This is a genomic window from Marmoricola endophyticus, from assembly GCF_014644415.1.
GTDB lineage: Bacteria > Actinomycetota > Actinomycetes > Propionibacteriales > Nocardioidaceae > Marmoricola > Marmoricola endophyticus.
On the sequence record NZ_BMKQ01000001.1, the window covers coordinates 1,261,518 to 1,286,655 of the forward strand.

The 25,138-nt window shown below is 72.5% G+C and carries 24 protein-coding genes; 13 read left to right on the plus strand and 11 right to left on the minus strand.

What is annotated here, in order from left to right; translation table 11 throughout:
* Position 1: 1 nt before the first annotated feature.
* From IEX42_RS06180 to IEX42_RS06205, 6 genes are read right to left on the minus strand one after another with little or no spacing between them, the layout of a single operon-like run.
* Positions 2–226 (minus strand): DUF6752 domain-containing protein, encoded by a 225-nt coding sequence (locus IEX42_RS06180; protein ID WP_188780951.1) that lies wholly within the window; start codon positions 224–226, stop codon positions 2–4.
* Between the two features lie 5 nt (positions 227–231).
* Positions 232–1,767 carry a LicD family protein gene (locus tag IEX42_RS06185; RefSeq protein ID WP_188778996.1) on the minus strand — a complete coding sequence of 512 codons (1,536 nt, stop codon included), beginning with the start codon at positions 1,765–1,767 and terminating at the stop codon, positions 232–234.
* A 24-nt stretch (positions 1,768–1,791) separates the two neighbouring features.
* Positions 1,792–2,487, minus strand: a complete 696-nt coding sequence (locus tag IEX42_RS06190) for a phosphocholine cytidylyltransferase family protein (protein WP_188778997.1) — start codon at positions 2,485–2,487, stop codon at positions 1,792–1,794.
* Positions 2,488–2,497: 10 nt separating this feature from the next.
* Positions 2,498–3,391 (minus strand): DMT family transporter, encoded by an 894-nt coding sequence (locus IEX42_RS06195; protein ID WP_188778998.1) that lies wholly within the window; start codon positions 3,389–3,391, stop codon positions 2,498–2,500.
* 10 nt (positions 3,392–3,401) lie between these two features.
* Entirely contained in the window at positions 3,402–4,400 is a 999-nt protein-coding gene (locus IEX42_RS06200; protein WP_229660651.1) for an adenylate/guanylate cyclase domain-containing protein, read from the minus strand.
* Positions 4,397–5,146, minus strand: coding sequence for a biotin--[acetyl-CoA-carboxylase] ligase (locus tag IEX42_RS06205; protein WP_229660652.1), 750 nt, complete (start codon positions 5,144–5,146; stop codon positions 4,397–4,399). Before IEX42_RS06205 ends, IEX42_RS06200 begins: the two co-directional genes overlap by 4 nt.
* Positions 5,147–5,239: 93 nt before the next feature.
* Between IEX42_RS06205 and IEX42_RS06210 the strand changes: the two genes are divergently transcribed.
* Positions 5,240–6,820, plus strand: coding sequence for an acyl-CoA carboxylase subunit beta (locus IEX42_RS06210; RefSeq protein ID WP_188780953.1), 1,581 nt, complete (start codon positions 5,240–5,242; stop codon positions 6,818–6,820).
* A 272-nt stretch (positions 6,821–7,092) separates the two neighbouring features.
* On the opposite strand, the gene IEX42_RS06215 is transcribed toward IEX42_RS06210, so the two are convergent.
* Positions 7,093–7,920 (minus strand): alpha/beta fold hydrolase, encoded by an 828-nt coding sequence (locus IEX42_RS06215; protein ID WP_188779000.1) that lies wholly within the window; start codon positions 7,918–7,920, stop codon positions 7,093–7,095.
* A gap of 54 nt (positions 7,921–7,974) precedes the next feature.
* Between IEX42_RS06215 and IEX42_RS06220 the strand changes: the two genes are divergently transcribed.
* The 12 genes from IEX42_RS06220 (at position 7,975) to IEX42_RS06275 (ending at position 20,828) form a co-directional block, all read left to right on the plus strand.
* Positions 7,975–8,334: a MerR family transcriptional regulator gene (locus tag IEX42_RS06220; RefSeq protein WP_188779001.1), complete on the plus strand. Its 360-nt coding sequence runs from the start codon at positions 7,975–7,977 to the stop codon at positions 8,332–8,334.
* Positions 8,335–8,404: 70 nt separating this feature from the next.
* The gene (locus IEX42_RS06225; protein ID WP_188779002.1) at positions 8,405–9,289 is read left to right on the plus strand and encodes a LysR family transcriptional regulator; all 885 of its coding nucleotides are present in this window, start codon (positions 8,405–8,407) and stop codon (positions 9,287–9,289) included.
* Between the two features lie 101 nt (positions 9,290–9,390).
* Positions 9,391–10,551 (plus strand): CaiB/BaiF CoA transferase family protein, encoded by a 1,161-nt coding sequence (locus tag IEX42_RS06230; RefSeq protein WP_188779003.1) that lies wholly within the window; start codon positions 9,391–9,393, stop codon positions 10,549–10,551.
* 42 nt (positions 10,552–10,593) lie between these two features.
* A complete protein-coding gene (locus IEX42_RS06235) occupies positions 10,594–11,781 on the plus strand; it encodes an acyl-CoA dehydrogenase family protein (RefSeq protein ID WP_188779004.1) in 1,188 nt (395 codons plus the stop codon).
* 49 nt (positions 11,782–11,830) lie between these two features.
* Positions 11,831–12,733 carry a 3-hydroxyacyl-CoA dehydrogenase NAD-binding domain-containing protein gene (locus IEX42_RS06240; protein WP_188779005.1) on the plus strand — a complete coding sequence of 301 codons (903 nt, stop codon included), beginning with the start codon at positions 11,831–11,833 and terminating at the stop codon, positions 12,731–12,733.
* Positions 12,730–13,497 (plus strand): crotonase/enoyl-CoA hydratase family protein, encoded by a 768-nt coding sequence (locus IEX42_RS06245; RefSeq protein ID WP_188779006.1) that lies wholly within the window; start codon positions 12,730–12,732, stop codon positions 13,495–13,497. Before IEX42_RS06240 ends, IEX42_RS06245 begins: the two co-directional genes overlap by 4 nt.
* The gene (locus tag IEX42_RS06250; protein ID WP_229660653.1) at positions 13,482–14,375 is read left to right on the plus strand and encodes an NHL repeat-containing protein; all 894 of its coding nucleotides are present in this window, start codon (positions 13,482–13,484) and stop codon (positions 14,373–14,375) included. Before IEX42_RS06245 ends, IEX42_RS06250 begins: the two co-directional genes overlap by 16 nt.
* 47 nt (positions 14,376–14,422) lie before the next feature.
* The gene (locus IEX42_RS06255; protein WP_188779007.1) at positions 14,423–14,992 is read left to right on the plus strand and encodes a GNAT family N-acetyltransferase; all 570 of its coding nucleotides are present in this window, start codon (positions 14,423–14,425) and stop codon (positions 14,990–14,992) included.
* On the plus strand, positions 14,989–15,228 hold the full coding sequence (locus IEX42_RS06260) for an acyl-CoA carboxylase subunit epsilon (protein ID WP_188779008.1): 240 nt from the start codon (positions 14,989–14,991) through the stop codon (positions 15,226–15,228). Before IEX42_RS06255 ends, IEX42_RS06260 begins: the two co-directional genes overlap by 4 nt.
* 58 nt (positions 15,229–15,286) lie before the next feature.
* Entirely contained in the window at positions 15,287–15,907 is a 621-nt protein-coding gene (gene imuA', locus IEX42_RS06265; RefSeq protein WP_188779009.1) for a DnaE2-dependent mutagenesis accessory factor ImuA', read from the plus strand.
* The gene (locus tag IEX42_RS06270; protein WP_188779010.1) at positions 15,904–17,433 is read left to right on the plus strand and encodes a DNA polymerase Y family protein; all 1,530 of its coding nucleotides are present in this window, start codon (positions 15,904–15,906) and stop codon (positions 17,431–17,433) included. Before imuA' ends, IEX42_RS06270 begins: the two co-directional genes overlap by 4 nt.
* Complete coding sequence (locus IEX42_RS06275) at positions 17,433–20,828, plus strand: error-prone DNA polymerase (RefSeq protein WP_188780955.1); 3,396 nt, start codon at positions 17,433–17,435, stop codon at positions 20,826–20,828. The genes IEX42_RS06270 and IEX42_RS06275 overlap by 1 nt, the downstream gene beginning before the upstream one ends.
* 3 nt (positions 20,829–20,831) lie before the next feature.
* Here IEX42_RS06275 and asnB read toward each other — a convergent pair whose 3' ends face one another.
* The 4 genes from asnB to IEX42_RS06295 form a co-directional block, all read right to left on the minus strand.
* Entirely contained in the window at positions 20,832–22,685 is a 1,854-nt protein-coding gene (gene asnB, locus IEX42_RS06280) for an asparagine synthase (glutamine-hydrolyzing) (protein ID WP_188779011.1), read from the minus strand.
* Positions 22,686–22,774: 89 nt separating this feature from the next.
* Positions 22,775–23,371 carry a Maf family protein gene (locus tag IEX42_RS06285; RefSeq protein WP_188779012.1) on the minus strand — a complete coding sequence of 199 codons (597 nt, stop codon included), beginning with the start codon at positions 23,369–23,371 and terminating at the stop codon, positions 22,775–22,777.
* A 19-nt stretch (positions 23,372–23,390) separates the two neighbouring features.
* Complete coding sequence (locus IEX42_RS06290) at positions 23,391–24,590, minus strand: acyl-CoA dehydrogenase family protein (RefSeq protein ID WP_188779013.1); 1,200 nt, start codon at positions 24,588–24,590, stop codon at positions 23,391–23,393.
* Between the two features lie 24 nt (positions 24,591–24,614).
* The gene (locus IEX42_RS06295; RefSeq protein WP_229660654.1) at positions 24,615–25,073 is read right to left on the minus strand and encodes a MarR family winged helix-turn-helix transcriptional regulator; all 459 of its coding nucleotides are present in this window, start codon (positions 25,071–25,073) and stop codon (positions 24,615–24,617) included.
* Between the last annotated feature and the right edge of the window lie 65 nt (positions 25,074–25,138).

The window sequence follows — 25,138 nt, forward strand, 5'->3', positions numbered from 1 at the left end:
GCTAGATGCTGCGCGGGTAGCGCTCGAGCGCCGCCTCGATCTTCGCGCGGTCCTGGGAGGCGACCGGCACCAGCAGCTCCTCCACGACGTCGGTCAGCTCGGCCAGCCTCAGGTTGGTCCGGCGCAGCTCCTGCACCTCGCGCTCCAGCTCGGCCACCCGGGCGGCCAGGTCGCTCTCCCGCCTCAGAACCCGCCTGGCCGCACGTCGTGCGAACGACTGCTCCATCCCGCTCACGCCTTCCTCGCCTTCCACTCGGCCACCAGCCGAACGTATCGCCTGCCGTCACCGTCGGGCCGCAGCTCCTCGCGCTCGACCACCTCGCCACCGGCGGCGGCGACCTCCGCCACCACCCGGTCCACCGGCACCATCCGCGCGGGGTACGCCGGCTCCGGCCCCCCGCACCAGGTCTCGAGGTAGAGCCGCCCTCCCTCGCGCAGCGCCATCGAGGCCAGCCGCCACAGCGAGCGGCGTCCCGGTGCGGTCGTCGACTCGATCAGGTGCCTGGCCATCAGCGCCCGCCGGCGTGGGTGCTGGGCCAGGTCGGCACCCGTACCGAGGACCGAGCGGAGCTCGAGGAGGTTGAGCCGCTCCACGTGCAGCGGCAGCCCCTCGGACTCCGCCACGGTCGCGGCGCCCTTGCTGGCGCTCGGCGCGTAGTCGTAGCTACGGGCGGGCGACCCCTCGCGTGCCCACCAGACCGCATCGGCGCCGCTGCCTCCCCCGACGTCGACCAGCTCCACGTCGGGTCCCTCGCGGTCGCGGACGAGACGCGCCAGGTCGCTCGCGGTACGACCCGGTGGACGACCACGCAGCCGGGAGTAGACCCGGTCCCACGCCGGCCGGTTGACCCGGGTGCCGCGGAACCAGCCGTCCAGGCGGCGGGTGGTCGAGCGGGGGGTCTCGAACTGGAAGGCCGGGTCGGGGGTCCGCCAGCCGTCGCCGTACATCGCGGCGAGCATCCGGCCCGGGTCGGCCGGTGCCGGCAGGGTCCGTCCCTCGAGCGTGCAGGTGCCCAGCGGGAAGAGCCAGGAGGTCTCGTACTCCTGCCCCACCTCGCCCATCAGGTAGAGCCGCCCGTCGGTCATGAAACCGCCGAAGACGTCGAGACCACGGGTGGAGCCATCGGCCTCGCGGACCTCGACCTTGAACGCGACGCCGGAGTAGCGCGTGATCGGGTAGCCCAGCTCGGCGAGCGCGCGCTGCACCCGGAACGACTCGCGCACGACGTCGACCGGGTGCTCGTGACGACTCACGTAGCCCAGGTCGGCATCGGAGTCGTGCCCGATCAGCCGGCCCTCCCGGACCGCACCGAGCAGCGTGCCGTACGCCGGGAACGCCTCGATGCCGGCCTCACGCAGGGCACCGAGCACCTCCTCGATGCTGTCCAGCAGCGGTGCGACCTGCTCGGCGCTGCGGGTGTCGAACGTCTGCGCCATCCGTCCGGACTTGTCGATGCCCAGCGGCTTGCCGTCCGCGTTGACCACGGCGATCTGCTTCTCGGCGGTGCCGAACTGCACCGGCCGGTCGAGGAGCACCCGGCCCGAGAGGTGCTCGGCGACCTGGAGCGTCGTCCGGCCGTCGAGGAACCGGCGCATCGACTGCGGCCAGGCGACGAACCGGCCCCCCGTCGACGGCTCGGAGTCGCGCAGCAGCCAGAACGACCAGATCCGTCGACCGTCGAAGCTGACGTCGAGGACGACTTCCGCGTCGCCGGACAGGACCATGCCCGCGTCGTCGAGCTGCAGGACCCTGCTCTCCTCAGCCACGAACGTCGTCCGCTGCGGTCCGCGTCACCGCCCGACGAAGGCGTTGGCCTTCGTCAGGTCGTCGTCGAAGTCGACCTCGACCACGGAGAACTCGGAGACGTCGACCGGGGCGAGACGCAGGCCGTCGTGCTCGATGGCCAGCTCCAGGCCGCGCTCGAAGTAGTCGGTGTCCTCGCACTCGGCCAGGCGGGTGATCAGCGCCTGCTTGTCGGCCGCGGAGACGTAGTTGATGCCGACGGCCTCCCCGAGCCCGCCGACCACGGTCTTGGACAGCTCGGCGATCATGCCGTCGTCGTCGAGGGTGTACTTGACCTCCTCCTCGGCGACCGAGGAGCGGTCGACGCACACGAAGCTGCGCTCGCCGCCGACCCGGTCGGCGATCGCCTCGAGCACCCGGGGGTCGAACACGACGTCGCCGTTCATCCACAGCACGCCACCGTCGTGGGACTGACGCAGCGCCTTGAGCAGGCTGCGGTTGGTGTTGGTGGAGTCGTAGACCTCGTTGTAGACGAAGGAGAGGTCCGGCATGGCCTCGATCACCAGGTCGAGCTTGAAGCCGACGACGGCGGTGATGTGGGCCTCGGCCCACCGCTCGCGCAGCAGCCGGACTGCGCGGCGCATGATCGACTCGCCCGTGGTGAGGGGAGTCAGGGGCTTGGGGTGGGGCCGGCCGAGTCGGGTGCCCATCCCGGCGGCGAGGATCACGACCTGGGTCTGCACCGGTCGCAGGCTACATGCCGGCCGGCTCCGGGACGGCCCGCCTCGCGGTGAGGACGACCAGCGCCAGCCCGGCGAGCACCAGGCCCAGACCGGCGAAGACCCCGGCGGCGGGGACCTGGCCCAGCAGCGCCGCCGCGATCACCGCGGCGCCCGGGATCTCCAGGAGGAGCGCCAGCGAGACCACCATCGGCGAGATCGTGTCCAGCAGCCGGTTGAACACGGAGTGCCCGAGCAGCTGTGCCGTCAGCGTCACGACGAGCAGGAGACCCCACTCGCGCGGGGCGTACCCGACCAGGCGTACGCCGAGGAGGAGGCCGGTCACCAGGAGCGCGAGGGCCGCGGTGCCGTAGCAGCAGACGGTGTACGTCGTCGTCGAGACGCCGCGCCGGACGTGCGAGCCCAGCACGGTGTAGGCCGCGACCGCGACCGACCCGACCACCGCGAGCAGGTCCCCGACCACCGCGCGGGTCGAGGTGGCGACGTCGACGCCGGTGATCACGAGGACGCCGCCCAGCGCGAGGACGAGGCCGGCCCAGGCGAGCGCGGCGAGGCGTACTCCGGTGAGCCGGTCCCAGGCGACCACCCAGACCACCTGCAGCGAGACCAGGGCGGTGCTGGCGGCGACCGAGGTCATCCGCAGCGAGGTGACCCAGGTGCCGAAGTGCAGCGCCAGGCACAGCCCGGCGGTCACGACCATCGTCACGGTGCGCCGGTCCAGGGCCCGGAGCTCGGCACGTCGGCGGGTCAGCGCCACCGGTGCGAGGAGCCCGGTGGCCATCGCGTTGCGCCACATCGAGACGGCGAGCGCGGGGACCGCCAGCCCCGCCATCAGCGGCCCGGAGAACGACACCGCGACCACACCGACGACCATCAGGGCGACGGTCGCCGGGCCGACCGCCCTCATGACCGCCGGCTCACAGGCGCTTGACCGCGATCGGCTCCACGTCGCCGAACCCCCGCAGCGGACGCAGCGGAAGGGTGCGCAGCTGGAACTGCTCGGGCGGCAGCAGGCCGGCCGTCCGCTGGTCGGCGATGATCCGGTTGCGGCGCGCGACCGAGGTCATCCGTGCCGCGAGGTTGACGGCCGGACCGAAGACGTCACCCAGCCGCATCACGACCGGCCCGGTGGCCAGGCCGACCCGGACGTCGGGCAGCGACTTGTCGCGGCCGAAGCTCCGCACGATGGCGGCGGCGACGTCGTACGCCGCCTCGGGCTCGTCGCAGACGTAGAGCACCGAGTCGCCGAGCGTCTTGATCACCCGGCCGCCGTGGGTCGCGACCGCGTCGGTCGCACGCGACTCGAAGACCTCGACCATCTCGCCCAGCCGGGCCTGCGTGTGCTGGTTGGAGTACGCCGAGAACTGGACGATGTCGGCGAACCCGACCGTCAGCTCGGCCGTGTGCAGGTCGGCGTCCTGGGCCCCCATCGCGGAGACCCGGGCGACCGCCGCGGCCAGGTGCCGCCGCCAGGCGTGGACCAGCACCTTCTCGAAGCCCGGCGAGAGGTCCTCGACCAGTCGCGTGGCGCTGCCCAGGCGACTGCCGGTGGCCTGCTCGCCGCGCTCGAGCTCCTCCACCCGGCCGGCCAGCGTGGCGACCTCCCAGTCGGCCAGGCGGGCCATGGTCTGGCCCAGGGCCCGGGTCAGGGCCATCACGTGGTCCCGGTCGATCGCGCCGCTGTCGGTCAGCGCGATCGTGTCCTGCACCGCCTGCACGTCGAGCTCGGTGAAGGCCGCCTGCCCGGCGGCGTCGGCGAAGCCCAGGGCCCGCCACAGCCGCTTGCTCGTCTCGGACTCCACGCCCGAGAGCTCGGCGACCTCGTCCGAGGTCAGCGCGGGCGGGGCTCCGAGGATCGCGACCTCGAGCTGCTCGCGGGTGTAGGAGTCCGGCACGGCGACGATTGTCTCACTCACGAGGTGACACGCAGGTGAACGACGTCGCCGGCACCGACCACGTGCGGCTCCCCCGCGTCGTCGGTGAGCACCAGTCGGCCGTGCTCGTCGAGCCGGTCCGCGCGGCCCTCTAGCACGCCCCCGCCGGGCAGCTCGGCGCGGACCCGCCGGCCGAGCGTCACCGACCGCCGGACGTACGACGCGCGCAGCGCGCCGGGGCCGCCCTCGGCTCGCCACGCGCCGAGCCCCGCCCCGATCCGGGCGAGGAGCGCGCCGAGCAGCTCCTCGACCGTGGTCTGCACGCCGGCCAGGGCGAGCGAGGTCGCCGTCGGGACGGGGAGCTCCCTCTGGTGGACGTTGACGCCGATCCCGAGCACCGCGAGCGGGTGCCCACCCGGCGCGAGGACGCGCTCGACCAGGATGCCGGCCAGCTTGCGCTCCTCGAGCAGCACGTCGTTGGGCCACTTCACGCCGGGCGCGAGCCCCGTCAGCTCCTCGACCGCCTCGCAGCAGGCCACACCGACCGCGAGCGGCAGCCAGGGCCACTGCGCGTCCGGGACCCCCGGGTCGACGACGGCCGAGCACGTCAGCGCCACCCCCGCCGGCGTCTCCCAGCGGCGGTCCAGCCGCCCGCGCCCGGCGGTCTGGTGGTCGGTGACCACGACCAGACCCGGCGGCTCGCCACGACGTACGGCCTCGGCGGCCACCTCGTTGGTCGACGGGCTCTCGGGCAGGCGCTGCACCCGCCAGGGGCTCTGATCCGGCACGGGCACTAGATTGGCCGCCGTTCCCGACGAAAGGCCAGCCAGGTGAGCGACGCAGCCACGTCCGCGGAGGAGCCCCAGGAGGCTCTCGGCGGCATCGAGGTCCCCGACGACATCGACATCCACACCACCGCCGGCAAGCTCGAGGACCTCTCCCGGCGCGACGCCGACGTGGTCGAGGCCAACGAGGCCGCCGCGGAGAAGCAGCACACGAAGGAGCGCAAGAGCGCGCGCGAGCGGATCGACGAGCTCTTCGACGAGGGCTCCTTCGTCGAGCTCGACAAGCTGGTGCGACACCGCAGCACCAACTTCAACCTGCAGGAGAAGCGTCCGTTCGGGGACGGCGTGATCACCGGCTACGGCACCATCGACGGCCGCCAGGTCTGCGTGTTCAGCCAGGACTTCACCGTCTTCGGCGGCTCCCTCGGCGAGGTGTACGGCGAGAAGATCACCAAGGTGATGGACCTCGCCATCAAGTCCGGCTGCCCCATCATCGGCATCAACGAGGGCGCGGGCGCGCGGATCCAGGAGGGCGTCGTCAGCCTCGGGCTGTACGGCGAGATCTTCCGCCGCAACGTCCACGCCTCCGGCGTCATCCCGCAGATCTCGATGATCATGGGCTCCTGCGCCGGCGGGCACGTCTACTCCCCCGCGGTCACCGACTTCACCGTCATGGTCGACGGCACCTCCAACATGTTCATCACCGGCCCGGGCGTCATCAAGACGGTCACCGGCGAGGACGTGACGATGGAGGAGCTCGGCGGCGCGCGCGCCCACAACACCCGCTCGGGCAACGCCCACTACATGGCCTCCGACGAGGACGACGCGATCGAGTACGTCAAGGCGCTGCTGTCGTACCTGCCGCAGAACAACCTCGACGAGGCTCCGTCGTACGACGACGAGGCCTCGTTGGAGCCCAGCGACCTCGACACCGCGCTGGACACGGTGATCCCCGACTCGCCGAACCAGCCGTACGACATCAAGGACGTCATCACCACGGTCCTCGACGACGAGGAGTTCCTCGAGGTGATGCCGCTGTTCGCGCCGAACCTCGTGATCGGCTACGGCCGCGTCGAGGGTCGCTCGGTCGGCGTCGTCGCCAACCAGCCGATGCAGCTGGCCGGCACGCTCGACATCGACGCCTCCGAGAAGGCCGCCCGCTTCGTGCGCACCTGCGACGCCTTCAACATCCCGGTGCTCACGTTCGTCGACGTCCCCGGCTTCCTGCCCGGCACCGACCAGGAGTGGAACGGCATCATCCGCCGCGGCGCGAAGCTGATCTACGCCTACTCCGAGGCCACCGTCCCGCTGGTCACCGTGATCACCCGCAAGGCGTACGGCGGGGCGTACGACGTCATGGGCTCCAAGCACCTCGGCGCCGACGTCAACCTCGCCTGGCCCACCGCCCAGATCGCCGTCGTCGGCGCGTCGGGCGCGGTCGGCATCCTCTACAAGCGCGAGCTCGAGCAGGCCGAGGACCCCGACGCCCGCCGTGCCGAGCTGATGCAGGAGTACGACGACACCCTCGCCAACCCGTACCTCGCCGCCGAGCGCGGGTACGTCGACGCCGTCATCGCTCCCCGCGAGACCCGCGCCGAGGTGGTCAAGGCACTGCGCCTGCTGCGCAACAAGCGCGAGACCCTGCCGCCGAAGAAGCACGGCAACATCCCGTTGTGAGCTGACCAGCTCGTGCAGATGGCGACGTTTCGGCCCTCATGAGGCCGTGGAGGGGCCGCAACGTCGCCGTACGCGAGCGTCGGCGGCCGGCAGTCGGGTGCGGGGTGGTCTCGACGTCCTCGCTCGCAGAGCTCGCTTCGGGCTCGACCACCGAGTGGTCGCCGTGACCACCGGTGGTTGAGCCCGACCGAGCGCCAGCGCGTTGTCCTGAGCCTGTCGAGGGGAGGGAGGACGTCGAAACCACCCCGTCAAGCGCCGTGGAGCGCCGCCTGTCAGCAAGTGGCGAGCCAGTCGCGCAGCTCGGACATGAGCGCGACGGGGGCGTCGTACTGCACGAGGTGCCCGGCACCCTCGATCACCCGCCAGCCGGCACCGCCGGGTGCGGCGGCGTCGAGGAGACCGTGCAGGCGCCGACCGAGCGGCAACGGCATCCAGGCGTCCTCGGCGCCCCAGAGGACCCGGGTGGGGACACCGAGGGCGCCGAGCCTGCGCTCGTTCTCGGCGAGGAGACCCTCGTCGTAGCCCGCGATCTGACGGTAGAACGCCGCCTGCCCCGACTCGCCGGTCCACGGCGCGACGAGCGCGTCGCGCTGCTCGGCGGTCAGCGGGTGGTGGACGGCGCCCGCGACGTACGCCTCGACGACCGCGCGGTGCATCGGCGCCGGCAGCCTGCCGAGCACGTCGGGGTGGTCAGCCACGAGCCGGAAGAACGCCGACCCGCTCGGCGGCACCACCACCGCGTCCACCAGCAGCAGCGAGGCGTACGGCACCTCCTCGACCAGGTGGGTGCGCAGCGCGACGCCGCCACCGAAGTCGTGCGCCACGACGTGCGGCCGCTCGACGCCCCAGTGCTCGAGCAGCGCGGCGAGGGCGCGGGCGTGGACCGTGAAGTCCACCGCGTGCGCGGGGTCCTTCGAGGACTCGCCGTAGCCGGGGAGGTCCCAGGCGAAGACGGTGTGGGTCCGGCTCAGCTCAGCGGCGTACGGCGACCACACCCGCGCGGAGAACGGCGTGCCGTGCACGAAGACCACCGGCGGGCCCTTCCCCGCGCGACTCCAGGCGATCCGGCGGCCGTTCCACTCGAGTGTCGAGGTGTGCATGCGCCTCACGCTAAACATTCAGGTGGACCTGAAGGCAAGCGTAGGATGGACCACGTGCGGATCGGTGAGGCGGCGGAGGAGATCGGCGTCGAGACCCACGTGCTGCGGCACTGGGAGGACGAGGGCGTCGTGGTGCCGGCCCGGCTGGACAACGGCTACCGCGACTACGACGACGAGGCGCTCACCCGGCTGCGGATCGTGCTCGCCTGCAGGCGCGCCGGGATGTCGCTGGAGCAGACCCGGCTCACGCTCCACCGCGACGCCACCGGGCGCGAGGCGGTGATCCGCGCCGAGCTCGTACGAGTCGAGCGACAGCGCGCCGAGCTGCTGCGGACCAGCCGGTTCCTCGAGCACGTCCTGCACTGTCGGCACTCGCTGATGAGCCGGTGCCCCGGCTGCTCCGCGCTGGCCTAGGGTGCGTTGCTCAACCGCTGGCCGTTCGCAGCAGGCCATGGGGTGAGCAACGTGCCCTAGGGTCGCAGCCGTGGAGATCCGGCAGCTGCAGTACTTCCTCGCCGTGGCCCGGGAGCTGAACTTCACGAGGGCCGCACGGACGCTGCACATCACCGTGCCTCCGCTGACCCGGCAGATCCAGTCGCTGGAGCACGAGCTCGAGGTCTCGCTGTTCGACCGCTCGACCCACCACGTCGCGCTGACCGAGGCCGGCGAGAAGCTGTTCGTGCTCGCCGGCAGCGTCGTCGCCGAGGTCGAGGCGATCCCGACTCGCCTGCGGCCCGAGAACACGGCCGACGGGGTGCGGGTGAGCGTGCCGTTCTCGCTGAGCTCACGAGTCCGCAACGCGGTGTCACGGTTCATCTCCGAGCACTCGGGGGAGTACGTCTTCGCGATCAGCCAGGTGCCCTCGAAGGACGTGTCGAAGGCGATCCGTGACCACCGCGTGGATCTTGCGCTGACCCACGTGCGGCCGGCTGCGGAATCCGTCGAGTTCTGCGAGGTCGATCACGAGACGATGGGCGTCCTCGTCGACGTCTCACAATTCGAGGGCGGTCGGTCCGAGGTGTCGGCCGCGGAGCTGAGCGACTTCTCCTACATCCACGGTCCCCGGTCCTGGGAGATCGCGGAGATGCTGCAGGCGCAGCGCGACCTGTTCGCCGCCGGCGTGGTCAACCACGCCGACGAGCGGTACGACGACCTCGCCGCGACGCTGATCGCCCTGGACGGCTCGCCCAAGCTGACGATCCGGTCCCAGGATGCCGAGGAGATCCAGGGTCTGCGGGAGTCGACGTTCCGCGTCCTGCCGGTCAGCGACGTCCCGATGGCCTTCACGACCTACCTCGCCTGGCGGCGGGGCGCCGACCACCTCACCGCGCTGCGCGAGGGGCTCGCGAAGGCGTTGCCGCAGCGGTAACAACAATTGCCGAAAAGGCAATTCTCATCGCCTTCCCGTCGCGGTAGGAATGTTGGTGCGAGCCCGGGAGGGCTCGCGCAGAGACATTCGAGAATACCGAGGTGACAAGATTGTCCGTCGACACGACAGAATCCTCGTTCGGCCCGCTGGCCGGCGTGAAGGTGGTCGAGCTGGCATCGGTGGTGATGGCGCCGTACGCAGCCGAGCTGCTCGGCGACCTGGGCGCCGAGGTCGTCAAGGTCGAGCCGCCGACCGGTGAGCTCGCCCGCCAGTACCCCGGCGGCCGGACCCCCGGCATGGGCCCGCTGTTCATGAACTCGAACATGAACAAGCGCAGCGTCGTGTGCGACCTCAAGTCCGACGGGGGACGCCAGGACTTCTTCGACCTGCTCGCCGAGGCCGACATCTTCGTCACCAACCAGCGCCCGCAGGCACTGACCAAGCTCGGCATCTCCTACGACCAGATCGGCGAGCGGTTCCCCGCGCTCGTCTACTGCAGCGCCCAGGGCTTCCGGCGCGGCTCCGCGCAGTACGAGCAGGCGGCGTACGACGAGATCGTGCAGTCCGCCGCCGGGCTGACCAGCGCGATGGACTACCTCACCGGCAACCCCTCCTGCGTGCCGTCGATCATCGCCGACAAGCTCTCCAGCCTCGCGATCCTGGGCTCGGCGCTGGCGGCGCTGCACTCGCGCACCGTGACGGGCAGGGGCCAGGAGGTCAACGTCCCGATGGTGGACACGATCTTCGCGTTCACCATGGTCGAGCACCTCGCCGGCAACACCTTCGCCCCGCCGACCGGCGACGGCGGCTACTCCATCGCCTTCAACGTCGAGCACGGCGACGTCCGCGCCAGCGACGGCACCATCGCGATCCACCCGTACTCGCTGCAGAACATGCGCGACCTCCTCGCCGCGGCCGGCCAGGAGGAGCGGATGGACACCGACCCGTACTTCGCCGACTGGGCGAACACCGCCACCGACGGCCGCAAGCACGTGTACGAGGTGGTCCGCGAGGTCGCCCCGAGCCTGAGCGTCGAGGAGTGGGCCACGGTCTGCCAGAAGCACAGCATCCCGATGGCGCTGCCGGTCGACATCATGGACCCGCTGTCCAACGACTACGTCCGCGAGGGCGACCTGCTCCCCGAGGTCAGCCACTCCACCGAGGGCGACATCCGCGTGCGCCGCTACCCCGTCCAGTTCAGCGGCACGCCGCTGACGACCTACCACGAGGCGCCGCGCCTCGGCGGGGCCGTCCGGCACTGACGCTCGCGCCCCCACCCATCCACTTCGCACCAGGAGATCGACATGGCCAAGCCTGCCAACACCACGTGGGACTACTTCTCCTACCTCGACAAGCTCCCGGAGGAGCAGCGCGAGATCCTGCGCCGCAGCGAGGACTACATCGAGCGCGAGATCGCGCCGTACGCCGCGGACGCCTGGTCCGCCGCCGAGTTCCCGTTCGAGGTGATCGAGAAGTTCAAGGAGCTCGACACCATCGGCTACCACTACCCCACCGCCAGCGGGCGTCCGGCGTACGGCTCGCTGTTCACCGGCTTCCTGCAGCTGCAGCTCGCACGCACCGACGCCTCGCTGGCCGTCTTCAACGGCGTGCACACGGGGCTAGGCATGGGCAGCATCTACTACGGCGGCAGCGAGGAGCAGGTCGCGCGGCTGATGCCCGACCTGCTGTCGTACGACAAGATCGCCTGCTTCGCGCTGACCGAGCCCGAGGGCGGCTCCGACGTCGCCGGCGGGATGCGGACGACGGCGAAGCGCACGGGTGACTCGTGGACGCTGAACGGCGCGAAGCGCTGGATCGGCAACGGGACGTTCGCCGACTACATCGTCGTCTACGCCCGCGACGTCGACGACGACAACATCAAGGCGTTCGTCGTCGAGAAGGGCACGCCCGGGCTGACGACCACCAAGATCGAGCACAAGATCGCGCTCCGCTCGGTGCAGAACGCCGATGTGGAGCTGGTCGACGTGGTCGTGCCCGAGAGCATGCGGCTGCAGAGGATCGAGTCGTGGCGCGACGTCGCCCACCAGGTCCTGTCCCGCACCCGGCAGGGCGTCGGCTGGCTGGCCGTCGGCGTGGCGTCGCGGGCGTACGAGCTGGCCCGCGACTACGCGACTCAGCGCGAGCAGTTCGGCAAGCCGATCGGCTCCTACCAGCTGATCCAGGACAAGCTCTTCACGATGCTCGGCAACGTGACCGTCATGCTCGGCAACGTCGTTCGCCTCGCCGAGCTGACCGACGCGGGCCAGGCCACCGACGCCCAGGCGGCGCTGGTCAAGGGCGTGAACACCGCGCGGCTGCGCGAGACGGTCGCGCTCGGCCGGGACCTGTTCGGCGGCAACGGCATCGTCTCCAGCTACGGCATCGGCCGGGCCTTCGACGACGCCGAGGCCCTGTACTCCTTCGAGGGGACCCGCGAGATGAACGCGCTCATCGTCGGCAAGGACGTGACCGGGCTCAGCGCCTTCCTCTGACCCGCCGTCCCCTCGGCACCAGCATCGACATCCATCGCTAGGAGACATCATGAGCAGCACACCGTCGCGCTCTGTCGCGATCATCGGGGCCGGAGTCATCGGCCTCTCGTGGGCGCACCTCGCCCGCGACCACGGCTGGTCGGTCACGATCACCGACCCGGCACCGCAGCTCGAGGAGTGGGTGACGTCCGAGTTCGGCTCCGACGACGCGCTCGTCAGCTGGACCGCCGATCTCGCCGAGGCCGTCACCGGGGTCGACCTGGTCCAGGAGAACGGTCCCGAGCGGCTCGAGATCAAGCAGACGATCTTCGCCGAGGTGCTCGCCCACGCGCCCGCCGACGCGGTGCTGGCGACGTCGAGCTCCTCGATCGCGTCCTCACTGATCGCCGAGGGCCTCGAGGACGGCACCCGGCTCCTGGTCGGGCACCCGTTCAACCCGCCGGCCCTGATGCCGCTGGTCGAGGTCGTGCCCGGCACGGACACCGCGCCTGCGACCGTCGAGCGCGCGATCGCGCTCTACCGCGAGCTGGACCGCGTCCCGGTGGTCGTCCGCAAGGAGATGCCCGGCCACGTGGCGAACCGGCTCCAGACCGCCCTGTCCCGCGAGGCGCAGTACCTCGTCGAGGACGGTGTCGTCGGGGTCGCCGACCTCGACGCGATCCTGCAGAACTCCCTGGGCCTGCGCTGGTCGACGATCGGCCTGTTCGAGGGCAACGTCCTGGGCGGCGGCGTCGGTGGCGCCCGCCACCTGTTCGAGGGCGTGGGCGCCGAGACCGGCCGGATCGCGCTCGGGGCACCGTCGACCGACCCCGACGTGCGCGAGAGGCTGGTCACCGACATCGAGGCCGAGTACGGCGTCGGCGAGGAGGCCTACGACCGGCTCGTCGAGAAGCGCCGGGTGCGTACCGAGGCCGTGCTGGAGGCGCTCGCGGACGTGGAGGCGGACTCATGAGCACCGACGTCGTGACCACCGTGGTCACCGGCAGCACGCTGGTGATCACCATCGACCGCCCCGCAGCCCGCAACGCGGTCAACGGCGACGTCGCGACCGGCATCGCCGCGGCCGTGGACCGGCTGGCGAGCGACGACGACCTGCGGGTCGGGGTCCTGACCGGCGCCGGGGGCTACTTCAGCGCCGGTATGGACCTCAAGGCGGCCGCCACCGGCGACCACGCGCTCGTCGGGAGCAAGGGGTTCGGCGGCCTCACCGAGGCACGCGTCGACAAGCCGCTGGTCGCCGCGGTCGAGGGGTTCGCCCTCGGTGGCGGCTTCGAGCTCGCCCTGTCCTGCGACCTGGTCGTCGCCGGGCGATCCGCGTCGTTCGGGCTGCCGGAGGTCACCCGCGGGCTGATCCCCGGCGGTGGGGGCGTCGTACGCCTGACCGAGCGGCTGCCGCACCACGTGGCGCTGGAGATGCTGCTGACCGGGAAGCCGCAGCCGGCGCCTAGCCTGGCGGCGTACGGCCTGGTCAACGAGGTCGTCGACGACGGCGAGGCGCTGACCGCGGCCCTCGCCCTCGCGGCGACGGTCGGGGCGAACGCCCCGCTGGCGCTCGGCGCGGTCAAGCGCCTGGTCCGGTGGGCACCCGACGTCACCGAGGCCCAGGCGATGGACCTGATGCGCGCGGAGTCCTCACGGCTCTCCGCCTCCGACGACTTCGCCGAAGGGGTGCGCGCCTTCACCGAGAAGCGCGCACCGGAATGGAGTGGACGATGAAGGAGCTGCTGGTCCTCAACCTGGTCGCCCAGGAGATGCAGGCCGTCTCCGCGAGCCCCGACGGGGCGACGGTGCGCACGCTGGTCAGCGGGCTGGACGAGACGCCCGACGGCGTCGTCGTCGACGCCGAGCGAGGGCACGTCTACTGGACCAACATGGGGCCGGCCGACGAGGGCTCGGACCCGCGCGCGCGGACGTTCTTCACGCGCAACGGCTCGATCGAGCGGATCGACCTCGACGGCGGCAACCGGGTCACGGTCCTCCCCCGGGGGTCCTTCACCACGGGCAAGCAGCTGACCGCCGATCTCGACGAGGGCAAGCTCTACTGGTGCGACCGGGAGGGGATGCAGGTGCTGCGGTGCAACCTCGACGGCAGCGACCTCGAGCCGCTGGTCGTCGTGGCGACCGGCGAGGAGGCGGCGCGCCAGCCGCGCAACCACCCGGTCGGGATCGCCGTCGACCCCGCGAGCCGCACGCTGTACTGGACGCAGAAGGGCGCCCCGAAGGCCGGCGAGGGAAGGATCTTCCGTACGTCCATCGACAGGCCCGACGAGGTCGAGCTGCTCTTCGAGGGGCTGCCCGAGCCGATCGACCTGCACCTCGACGCCCACGGCACCCTGCTGTGGACCGACCGCGGCCGGCCGCCGGAGGGCAACACCCTCAACCGGGCCCGGGTGACGCCGGGCATCGGCACCCCGGAGATCTGCGCGGGCGACTTCAAGGAGGCGATCGGCATGGCCACCGCCGACGAGCAGACGTACTACGTCGGCGACCTCGAGGAGGGACGGATCCGCGCGATCGACGTCGTCGCCGGCACCGACCGGGACGTGATCGTGCTCGGCCCCGGCCTCACCGGGCTCGCGGTCGCCGACCTCTGAGAGCAGCGCCCTAGCCTGGTGTCGTCGTCGACGTCGGGAGGCAGCGCATGGACGCACGCGAGGTCGCCGCCGGCGTACGCCTCGCGCCGCTCGAGCCGCACCACGCGGAGGCGTTCGCGGCGCACATGGACCGGGCCCGGGAGCACATCCGCCCGTGGGTCGGCCCGGCGTTCGTGAGCACGGACCTCGTCGGCGCGCGGGCGACGCTGCAGCGGTACGCCGACACGGCTGCCCATGACGGTGCCCGGCTGCACGGGTTGTGGGAGGACGAGACCCTGCTCGGCGGCGTCATGTACGTGAGCCTCGACGCCGCGTGGGGCACCTGCGAGCTGGGCTGCTGGCTGGAGCCGGCCGGCGAGGGCCGCGGCCTGGTGACGGCGGGCACGAGAGTGCTGCTCGACCACGCCTTCGACGAGCGCGGCATCCACCGCGCCGAGTGGCGCTGCCGCTCCGACAACGACCGCAGCGTCCGGGTCGCGCAGCGGCTGGGGATGCACTTGGACGGGACGCTGCGCGGTGCGTGGCTGTTCGAGGGGCGCCACTACGACAAGCAGGTGTGGTCCCTGGTCGGGCCCGAGTGGGCCGAACGGCGCGCTGGACTACCCTCGGGCTCGTGAGCGACGAGGCAGCAGAGGCACCCGAGACCCCCGCCCGTCCCGTGCTGCGCGTGATCACGCCCTCGGCGACGCCGGAGGAGGTCGCGGCGATCACGGCGGTGTTCGCCGCGCTGGCCGCAGGCTCGGGCGAGGCGCCGGCGAAGCCCAAGCGTGAGTGGGCCGCTCCGGCCCGGATGCACCGGCCACAGCTGCAGGCCGGCCGTGGCGCCTGGCGAGCGAGCGCGCTGCCGCGCTGACCCTCCGCCGGGCCACTGACCGGTTGCGGTTTTCGAATGCATGTTCGAAGATCGGCGGGTGAGCACACCCCTCGTCCTCGAGCAGCTGCGCGAGCGCGTCGCGGTGATGGAGGGCGGTCCGGCCCGGCTGCCGGTGCCGGTGGTCGCGTCCCTGGCGGGTGCGGTGTCGCTGCGCACGGGCGGCAGCTACGCGGTCGACGCCGACTCGCTCGCGCTGTCGCTGGTCGCCGGCGCGTCGAGCGCCGGGGAGTGGGTGGGGTTCGTCGGCTGGCCCGACTTCGGCGCCGAGGCCGCGGCCGCCGCCGGGGTCGACCTGGCCCGTACGGTCCTGGTGCGCGAGGCCGGTGAGCAGTGGCTGGAGGTCGTCGCCGCGCTGGTCGACGTGCTGCGCGTGGTCGTGCTGCGCCCGCCGGCGCGGGTGGACGCCAAGTCGGCCGGCGTCCTCGACGCCCGGCTGCGCAAGCGTTCCTCCGTGCTGGTCGTCGCCGGCGCGTGGCCGCGCTGCGAGGCCCGGCTGAGCCTGGAGGACGTCTGCTGGACCGGACCGGACCGTGGCCGCGGGCGCCTGCGGGAGCGACGCGCGAGCGTCGTCGTACGCCGCGGGACGACGCCTGCCGTGCGCATCGACCTGGGCGGTCGCGCGGTGACCGAGCGTGAGCCGCTGCGGGCCCTGGGATGAGGGTGCTCGTGGTCTGGTGCCCGGACTGGTCGGTGGTCGCCGCACTGGAGGAGGCCGCACTGCCCGCGCTGACGCCCGCCGCCGTCCTCCGTGCAGGCGTCGTCCAGGTCTGCAACGCGGCAGCCCGCGAGGAGGGCGTACGCCGCGGGCAGCGGCGCCGCGACGCCCAGTTCCGCTGCCCCGACCTCGCTCTGCTTCCCGACAACCCCGAGCGCGACGCACGGTCCTTCGAGCCGGTGCTCGAGGCCGTCGAGGAGCTCAGCCCGGGGGTCGCCGCGCTGCGGCCGGGACTGGTCGCCGTACGCGCCCCGGACCGCTACTACGGCAGCGAGACCAACGCCGCCGCCGTCGTCGCCGAGACCCTCGTCCGGGCCGGGGTGTGGGACTGCCGGCTCGGGGTCGCCGACGACCTGTTCACCGCCGAGCAGGCCGCACGGACCGCGGCGGTCCAGGACTGCGCGGTCGTCGATCCGGGTGGTGCCCCCGGCTTCCTGGCGGGTCTGCCGGTCGAGGTGCTGGAGGCCGACGGGCCGCAGGGCCGCGGATGCGTCGACCTGCTGCGCCGACTGGGCCTGCGCACCCTCGGTGACCTGGCCGCACTGCCGGCCGACGCGGTGCAGCACCGGTTCGGCCGCTACGGCACCGATGTGCGCCGCCGCGCCCGCGGCGAGACACCGGCGTACGTCACCCCTCGGACGCCGCCGCCCGACCTCGACGCCGAGGTCGCCTTCGAACCCCCGCTGGACTCGGTGGAGACCATCTGCCTCAGCGCCCGGCGCACCGCCGAGCAGCTGGTCGCCGCCCTCGCCGAGCGGCAGCTGGTGGTGACCGGGGTGCGGATCGAGGCCGAGAGCGACGGGACCCTCTGCTCGGCGCGCACCTGGCTGCACCCCCGCTTCTTCTCCGCCCGCGACGTCCTCGACCGGGTGCGCTGGCAGCTGCCGGGCGCGGTGCACGCACCGGTGGAGCGGGTGCGGTTCGTGCCCGAGGTGGTCGAGCCGGCCGCTGACCACGCCGAGGGGCTGTGGGGCGGGACCGGCGAGGAGATGGTCGCGCGCGGGGTGGCGCGGGTGCAGGCGATGATCGGGTTCGACGCGGTGACCCGGCCGGTGCTGCAGGGCGGCCGTGGACCCGCCGACCGGCAGCAGGCCGTGCCCTGGGGGGAGCGGCCCACCGGCCTGCGCCCGGTCGACCGGCCCTGGCCCGGGCAGGTGCCGGGCCCTGCGCCGGCCTGCGTCTTCGCCGACCCCCCGGCCAGCGAGGTCTGCGATGCCGAGGGCCGCGTGGTCGCGGTGACCGAGCGCGGCGCGGTCACCGGCGAACCCAGCCGGTTCCGCCTCGACGGCACCTGGCAGCCGGTCGCGGCCTGGGCCGGACCGTGGCCGGTCGACGAGTCCTGGTGGACCGGCGGGACCGGTCGGGGCCAGGGCCGGTGCTCGCGGTTCCAGCTGGTCGGGGTGGACGGGCGCGCCTGGCTGCTGCGGTGCGGGCCGTCGGGGTGGTCGCTGGAAGCCGGGTACGACTGATGGGCTGGCACAACCCCGCCGTCCCCTGGTCCGAGCTCGAGCGGCGGCTCTCCGGGGTCCCCGCCCTGCCCGGGGCCGAGGACGCGCCGGTCTCCCGGCGCAAGCGCGCCCGCCCGGAGGTCCGGAGCCGGGCACCCGAGCAGCCCGGGGTGCCGTACGCCGAGCTGCACTGCCACAGCCACTTCAGCTTCCTCGACGGCGCCTCCTCCCCCGCCGACCTGGTCGACGAGGCGGTGCGGCTGGGCCTCTCCGGGCTGGCGCTCACCGACCACGACGGGTTCTACGGCGCCCCGATGCTGGCCGAGGCCGCGGCGGCGCACGGCACCGGGCTGCGCACCGTCTACGGCGCCGAGCTGTCCCTCGGGCTCTCCGGCCCGCAGAACGGTGTCCCCGACCCCGAGGGCTCGCACCTGCTGGTCCTGGCCCGCGGGGTGGAGGGCTACCACCGGCTCGCCGCGGCGATGACCGCCGCCCACCTGCGCGGGGACGAGAAGGGCCGGCCGGTCTACGACCTCGACGAGCTGGCCGAGCGTGGCCGCGGGCACTGGCTGGTGCTCACCGGATGCCGCAAGGGGGCCGTCCGCGCCGCCCTGGGCAGCGGCGGCGCCCCCGAGGAGCTGGACCGGCTGACCGAGCGCTTCGGGCTCGACGGGGTCGCCGTCGAGCTCTCGCCGCACCCCTCGCCGGCCACCGACGAGACCAACCGGGCCCTGGCCGATCTCGCCGGGACCCACGGGCTGCCGCTGGTCGCGGCCGGCAACGTGCACCACGCCACGCCGTCCGCGGCGCACCTCGCCGCCGCCCTGGGCGCCGTACGCGCCAGGCGGAGCCTCGCCGACGCCGACGGCTGGCTGGACCTCTCCGGCGCCGCCCACCTGCGCAGCGGCGAGGAGATGCTCCGCGCCCTCCCCCGCTGGCCCGACGCGGTGACCCGTACCGCGATCCTGGCCGACGAGCTGGCCTTCGACCTGCGCAAGGCCTCGCCGCGGCTGCCCAAGCACCGGATCCCCGCCGAGCACACCCCGGACTCCTGGCTGCGCGAGCTGGCCCGCCGCGGCTTCGAGGAGAGGTACGCCCACCTCCCGCACGCTCACGAGGCTCGCACCCGGATCGAGCACGAGCTGCGGGTCATCGCCGAGAAGGACTTCGCCGGCTACTTCGTCATCGTCCACGACATCGTCGACTTCGCCCGCTCGCAAGCGATTCTCTGCCAGGGCCGGGGCTCCGCGGCCAGCTCCGCGGTCTGCTTCGCGCTGGGGATCACCGCGGTCGACGCGGTCTTCTACCGCCTGCCCTTCGAGCGGTTCATCTCCGCGCACCGCGACGAGGAGCCCGACATCGACGTCGACTTCGACTCCGACCGGCGCGAGGAGGTGATCCAGTGGGTCTACGACACCTACGGCCGGCACAACGCCGCCCAGGTGGCCAACGTGATCGGCTACCGACCCCGGATGGCCGTCCGCGACGCCGCGAAGGCGCTCGGCCACTCCCCGGGGCAGCAGGACGCCTGGTCCAAGCAGATCGACGGCTGGGGGTCGGTGGTCGCAGGCAGCACGGACGCTCCCGCGCCGGTCACCGCGCTGGCCGAGCAGATGCTCGGGACGCCTCGCCACCTGGGCATCCACTCCGGCGGGATGGTGCTCACCGAGCGCCCGATCGGCGAGGTCTGCCCGATCGAGCGGGCCCGGATGGACAAGCGCACCGTCCTGCAGTGGGACAAGGACGCCGTCGAGTCGATGGGGCTGGTGAAGTTCGACCTGCTCGGCCTGGGCATGCTCGGCGCGCTGGACCACATGATGCGCATCGCCGCCGACCACACCGGCGAGCGCTGGACGCTGGCCACGATGCCCAAGGAGGAGCCGGCGGTCTACGACATGCTCTGCCGCGCCGACTCCGTCGGGGTCTTCCAGGTCGAGAGCCGCGCCCAGATCGGCACCCTGCCCCGGCTGCGGCCGCGCGAGTTCTACGACCTCGCCATCGAGATCGCGCTGATCCGCCCCGGCCCGATCCAGGGCGGCGCGGTGCACCCGTACGTCCGTCGGGCCACCGGCCAGGAGCCGGTCACCTACGAGCACCCCGACCTGGTCCCCGTCCTCGAGCGCACCCGCGGGGTGCCGCTGTTCCAGGAGCAGCTGATGGCGATGGCGGTCGCGCTGGGCGACTGCAGCCGTGACGACGCCGACCTGCTGCGCCGGGCGATGGGCTCCAAGCGCGGTGTCGAGCGGATCGAGTCGATCAAGGCCACGCTGTACGCCGGCATGGCGCGCCGCGGCCTCGTCGGTCCGGTCGCCGACGGGATCTACCTGCAGATCCTGTCCTTCGCGAACTTCGGGTTCGCCGAGTCCCACGCGCTGAGCTTCGCGCTGCTGGTCTACGCCAGCTCGTGGTTCAAGCTGCACTACCCCGCGGCGTTCCTGGCCGGGCTGCTGCGCAACCAGCCGATGGGGTTCTACTCCCCCCAGTCGCTGGTCGGCGACGCGCGCCGCCACGGGGTCGTCGTACGCCGTCCCGACCTGCAGCGCTCACGCGCCCAGGCCGACCTCGAGCCGCTCGAGGAGGCGGACGGGGCGACCGGGCCGACCGGTCTCGAGGCGTGCCGGACCCCGCACTTCACCCGCACCGAGTGGCGGCCCGGCACCCCCGACCCGGTGCCGGCGCACCGCCGCGACGGCCGGCACGCCGTACGCCTCGGCCTGGACTCGGTGCGCGGGATCGGCGCCGAGGTCGCGCACCGGATCGTCGAGGCACGGGCGCAGGCACCGTTCACCGACGTCACCGACGTCTCCCGCCGAGCCGGGCTGACCACCACCCAGCTGGAGGCGCTGGCCACCGCCGGAGCGTTCGACGGCCTCGGGCTGGGCCGCCGCGAGGCCCTGTGGGTGGCCGGGTCGGCCGAGAGCGCCGACCACCTGCCCGGCTCCACCCCTGCTCCCCCGCCGCCGACCCTGCCGGGGATGAGCGAGGCCGAGCTGACCCTGGCCGACCTGCAGGCCACCCGGATCTCGCCCGAGCGGCACCCGGTCGAGCACCTGCGGGCCGACCTGACCCGGGCGGGCATCCGCTCGGTGGCGGACCTCGCGAGCACCGAGAACCACCGCCGCGTGCACGTCGCCGGCCTGATCACCCACCGGCAGCGGCCGGGCACCGCCCAGGGCGTCACCTTCCTCAACCTCGAGGACGAGACGGGGATGCTCAACGTCGTCTGCTCGGTCGGGGTGATGAAGGTCCACCGCCGGGCCGCTCGCGACCGGGTCGCCGTGGTCGTCCGCGGCATCCTCGAGCGCGAGGAGGGGGCGACCAACCTGGTCGCCGACCGGGTCGAGGGCATCGACGTGGTCGTCCCCGGCGCCGGCCGGGCCCTGCAGGCCCGGGCGGCGTCGCGGGACTTCCGGTGAGACCTACATCTGCAGGTCGACGTCGTACTCCCGCATCCAGTCGTCGATGTTGAGCATCCGGTCGACGAGCATCTGGGTGCCGTGGTCCGGCTTGTCCAGCACCGCGAGCAGCTGGCGACGGTCGGAGATCGCCGAGAGCGGCGACGAGTCGTCCTCGACCCGGCTGAGCAGGTCCTCGGAGATCGACTTCAGGTAGCCCGGGTCCTGGGTGGCCGGGTACGGCGACTTCACCCGCTGCACGACCGACTCGGGGAGCAGGTCGGCGGTCGCGGCACGCAGCAGCGACTTCTCACGTCCGTCGAAGGTCTTCAGCGACCACGGGGTGTTGAAGACGTACTGCACCAGCCGGTGGTCGCAGAACGGCACGCGCACCTCGAGACCGACCGCCATGCTCATCCGGTCCTTGCGGTCGAGCAGGTTGGGCAGGAAGCGGGTGAGGTAGGAGTAGCAGACCTCGCGCATCCGGGCCTCGTGGCCCGTCTCGCCCTCCAGGCGGGGCACCTCGGCCATCGTGGCGTCGTACTGCGCGGCGACGTAGCCGTCGAGGTCGAGCCGCTCGGCCACCCGGTCGGACAGGATGGTCGAGCCGAGCCGGCCCTTCGCCATCCCGCGCATCCACGGGAAGGTGCCCGCGTTCACGGCCTCGGGGTCGTGGAAGTCCTTGTAGCCGCCGAACACCTCGTCGGCGGACTCGCCCGAGAGCGCCACCGTCGACTGCTCGCGCACCGCCTTGAACAGCAGGTACAGCGAGGTGTCCATCTCCCCCATGCCCGGCAGGTCCCGCGAGCGCAGCACCGCGGCCCGGAAGCCCGGGTCCAGCAGCGAGTCGTTGTTGAGCAGGATCCGCTGGTGGTCGCTCGCGATGTGCTCGGCCACGGCGGTGACGTACGGCCCGTCCGGCGTGGCGCGCATGTCGTCGGCCTCGAAGTTCTCGTCGTAGCCCTCGAAGTCGACCGAGAACGTCCGCAGCGGCCCCTCACCGCGCTCCGCGAGACCGCGGGCGGCCATCGCCGAGAGCGCCGAGGAGTCCAGGCCGCCGGAGAGCAGCGAGCACAGCGGCACGTCGCTGATCAGCTGCCGGGACGCGGTGTCGAGCAGCAGCTCGCGCACCGTGTCGACGGTCTCCTCCTGTCTGTCGGTGTGCGTGGTCGACTCCAGCTCCCAGTACGTCGTGTCGCGGATGCCGCTGCGGTCGACGGTGACCACGTGCCCGGGGCGTACCTCGTGCATGCCGGCGTACGGCGCCTCACCGGGCACGGCGACGAAGCCGAGGACCTGGCGCAGGCCGTCCTCGTCGATGACCGCCTTCGCCCGGCTGTTGGCCAGGATCGCCTTGGGCTCGGAGCCGAAGAGCACCCCGTCCGGCGTCGGGTAGTAGTACAGCGGCTTGATGCCGAGCCGGTCGCGCACCAGGTGCAGGCGCTGGTTGCGCTCGTCCCAGAGGGCGTAGGCGAACATCCCGTTCAGGTCCTCGACCGCGCCGACACCCTGGCGCAGGTGCTTGTGGAGCACGGCCTCGGTGTCGCTGCGGGTGGCCAGGTCGGCCCCGGCGGCCTGCAGCTCCTCGCGCAGCTCACGGAAGTTGTAGGTCTCGCCCGAGTAGACGATGGCGAGGTCGCCCTCGCCGGCGCGGGCGTCCGTACGATGGCCCGTGGCCTGGTCCAGCGCCATCGGCTGGTCGCCGTTCTCGACGTCGATCACGGCCAGTCGTCGGTGCCCCAGCGCGACGTGCTCGCGCACGTAGAGACCCTCGTCGTCCGGGCCGCGACAGGCCATCGTGCTCGTCATCGTGAGCACCTCGTCGCGCCGCCGCCGCAGGTCGTCCTCGAAGGACACCCAGCCGCACAGACCACACATGCCAACCTCCCGAGTCAGGTAACGAACGTGTTACGGCCCGGTCTACTCCTCGGTAGGTTGACCATGTCAACTTGTGTGAGATTCCCGACTCAGACCCACAGGTCGGTCCAGGCGAAACCCAGCTCGTCGACCATCGTGCGCAGCAGCGGCAGGCTGATCCCGACCACGTTGTGCGGGTCGCCGGTGATGCCGGCGACGAACCCCCCGCCGCGGCCGTCGAGGGTGAAGGCGCCGGCCACCTCCAGCGGCTCCCCGGAGGCGACGTACGCCGCGATCTCGTCGTCGGTGACGTCGGCGAACCGCACCTGCGTGGCCGCCGAGCGGGCGAGCCAGACCTCGCGGTGGGTGTCGATCAGGCAGTGCCCGGTGTGCAGGACGCCGGCCCGGCCACGCATGGCCTGCCAGCGTCGCGTCGCCTCCTCGGGCGTGTGCGGCTTGCCCAGGATCTCCCTGTCGAGCTCGAGCACCGAGTCGCAGCCGATGACCAGGGACCGGGGCTCGCGAGCGGCCACCGCGACGGCCTTGAGCTGGGCGAGGCGGAGGACGTACGCGGCCGGCTCGTCCTTCTCCACCTGCTCCTCGTCGACCCCGGAGACGACGACCTCGGGCTCGAGGCCGGCCGCGCGCAGGGTCGCGAGGCGGGCCGGAGAGGCGGAGGCGAGGACGAGACGAGGGGCCGTGGTCACCGGCCGAGCCTAGTGATCGCTACTCGACGGGGAGGCCCAACCCTCGGGCGATCAGCATCCGCTGCACCTCGGAGGTCCCCTCGCCGATCTCGAGGATCTTGGCGTCGCGGTAGAGCCGGGCGACCGGGTACTCCTCCATGAAGCCGTAGCCGCCGAAGACCTGGGTCGCGATCCGCGTCGCGGAGACCGCGGACTCGGAGGTGTAGAGCTTGGCCACCGACGCCGCCTGCTTGAAGTCCTTGGTGGAGATGCGGCGTCCTGCATCCATGGCGTCCTTCATCGCCGCCGCGCGGTAGGTGAGCAGCCGCGCCGCGTGCAGCATCGTCTCGAGGTCCGCGATCTGGAACGCGACGCCCTGCTTGCGCCCGATCGGGCCGCCGAAGGTGGTCCGCTCGCCGGCGTACGCCACGCAGTGGTCGACGCAGGCCTGGATGCAGCCCACCGCCAGCGCCGCGATCGCGACCCGGCCGTCGTCGAGGGTGGAGAGGAACTGCGCGTAGCCGCGGCCGCGCCCACCGAGCAGGTTGGCCTCGGGGACCCGGGCGCCGTCGAAGCTGAGCGGGTGGGTGTCGGAGGCGTTCCAGCCGAGCTTGTCGTACGCCTTCTCGGCGGTGAAGCCGGGCGTGCCCGCCGGGACCATGATCGCGCTGATCTCGGGCCGCCCGTCGGCGCGCTCACCGGTCCGTGCCGTGACCGTCACCAGGGAGGTGATCTCCGAGCCCGAGTTGGTGATGAACTGCTTGGCCCCGTCGACGACCCACTCGCCGTCGTCGAGGACCGCCTTCGTGCGCGTCGCTCCGGCGTCGGAGCCGGCACCGGGCTCGGTCAGCCCGAAGCCGGCCAGCCGCTGCCCGGCGACCAGGTCGGGGAGCCAGGTCTGCCTCTGCTCGTCGTCGCCGAAGGTGAGGATCGGGTTGATGCCGAGCCCGACGGCGGCCTCGAGGGTGATCCCGATCGACTGGTCGACCCGGCCGAGCTCCTCGATGGCCAGGCACAGGCTGGTGAAGCCGCCGTCCTCGCCGGCGAGGCCGGCGCCGCCGTACTCCTCCGGCGCGGTCAGGCCGAACAGTCCGAGATCGCCCATCTTGTGCACCACGTCGACCGGGAAGTGGTGCTCGCGGTCCCACTGCGCTGCGTGCGGCGCGACCTCCTTCTCGGCGAAGTCGCGGACGGTACGACGGAACGACTCGTGCTCGGCGGACAGCTCGAAGGGCGACATGCGCCACAGCGTACGGCCTTAAGGTTAACGAGCGCTAACCTCGACGGAGTCCGCCAGCCGCCGCAGCGACCGCTGCAGGTCCACCAGCCCCGCAGCGTCCGTGCCCAGCGCCTCGGTGACCCGGCACTGGATCTCGGCGAAGTGACCGTGCACGTCTCGCCCCTCCTCGGTGATCGCGACCTCGACGACCCGCTCGTCGGACCGGGAGCGGACCCGGGTGACCCGACCGGCCGCTTCCAGGCGCCGCAGCAGCGGGGTGAGGGTGCCGTGGTCGAGCCGGAGCTCGCGGCCCACCTCGCCGACCGGGACCGGCGCCTCGCGGGCGGCGAGCAGCACGAGGACGAGGTACTGCGGGTAGGTGAGGTCGAGCTCGGCGAGCAGCGGCCGGTAGTAGGCGGTCATCGCCCGGGAGGCGGCGTAGAGGTCGAAGCAGACCAGGTCCTCCAGGGCGGCGTCGCGGGCGACAGGGGTACGAGCGGGCACGGCGCCTCCTCTGCGTGGTTGTGGGGCCAGAGTACGTCGCGTACGTTTATCTTGTGCGCAAGGAA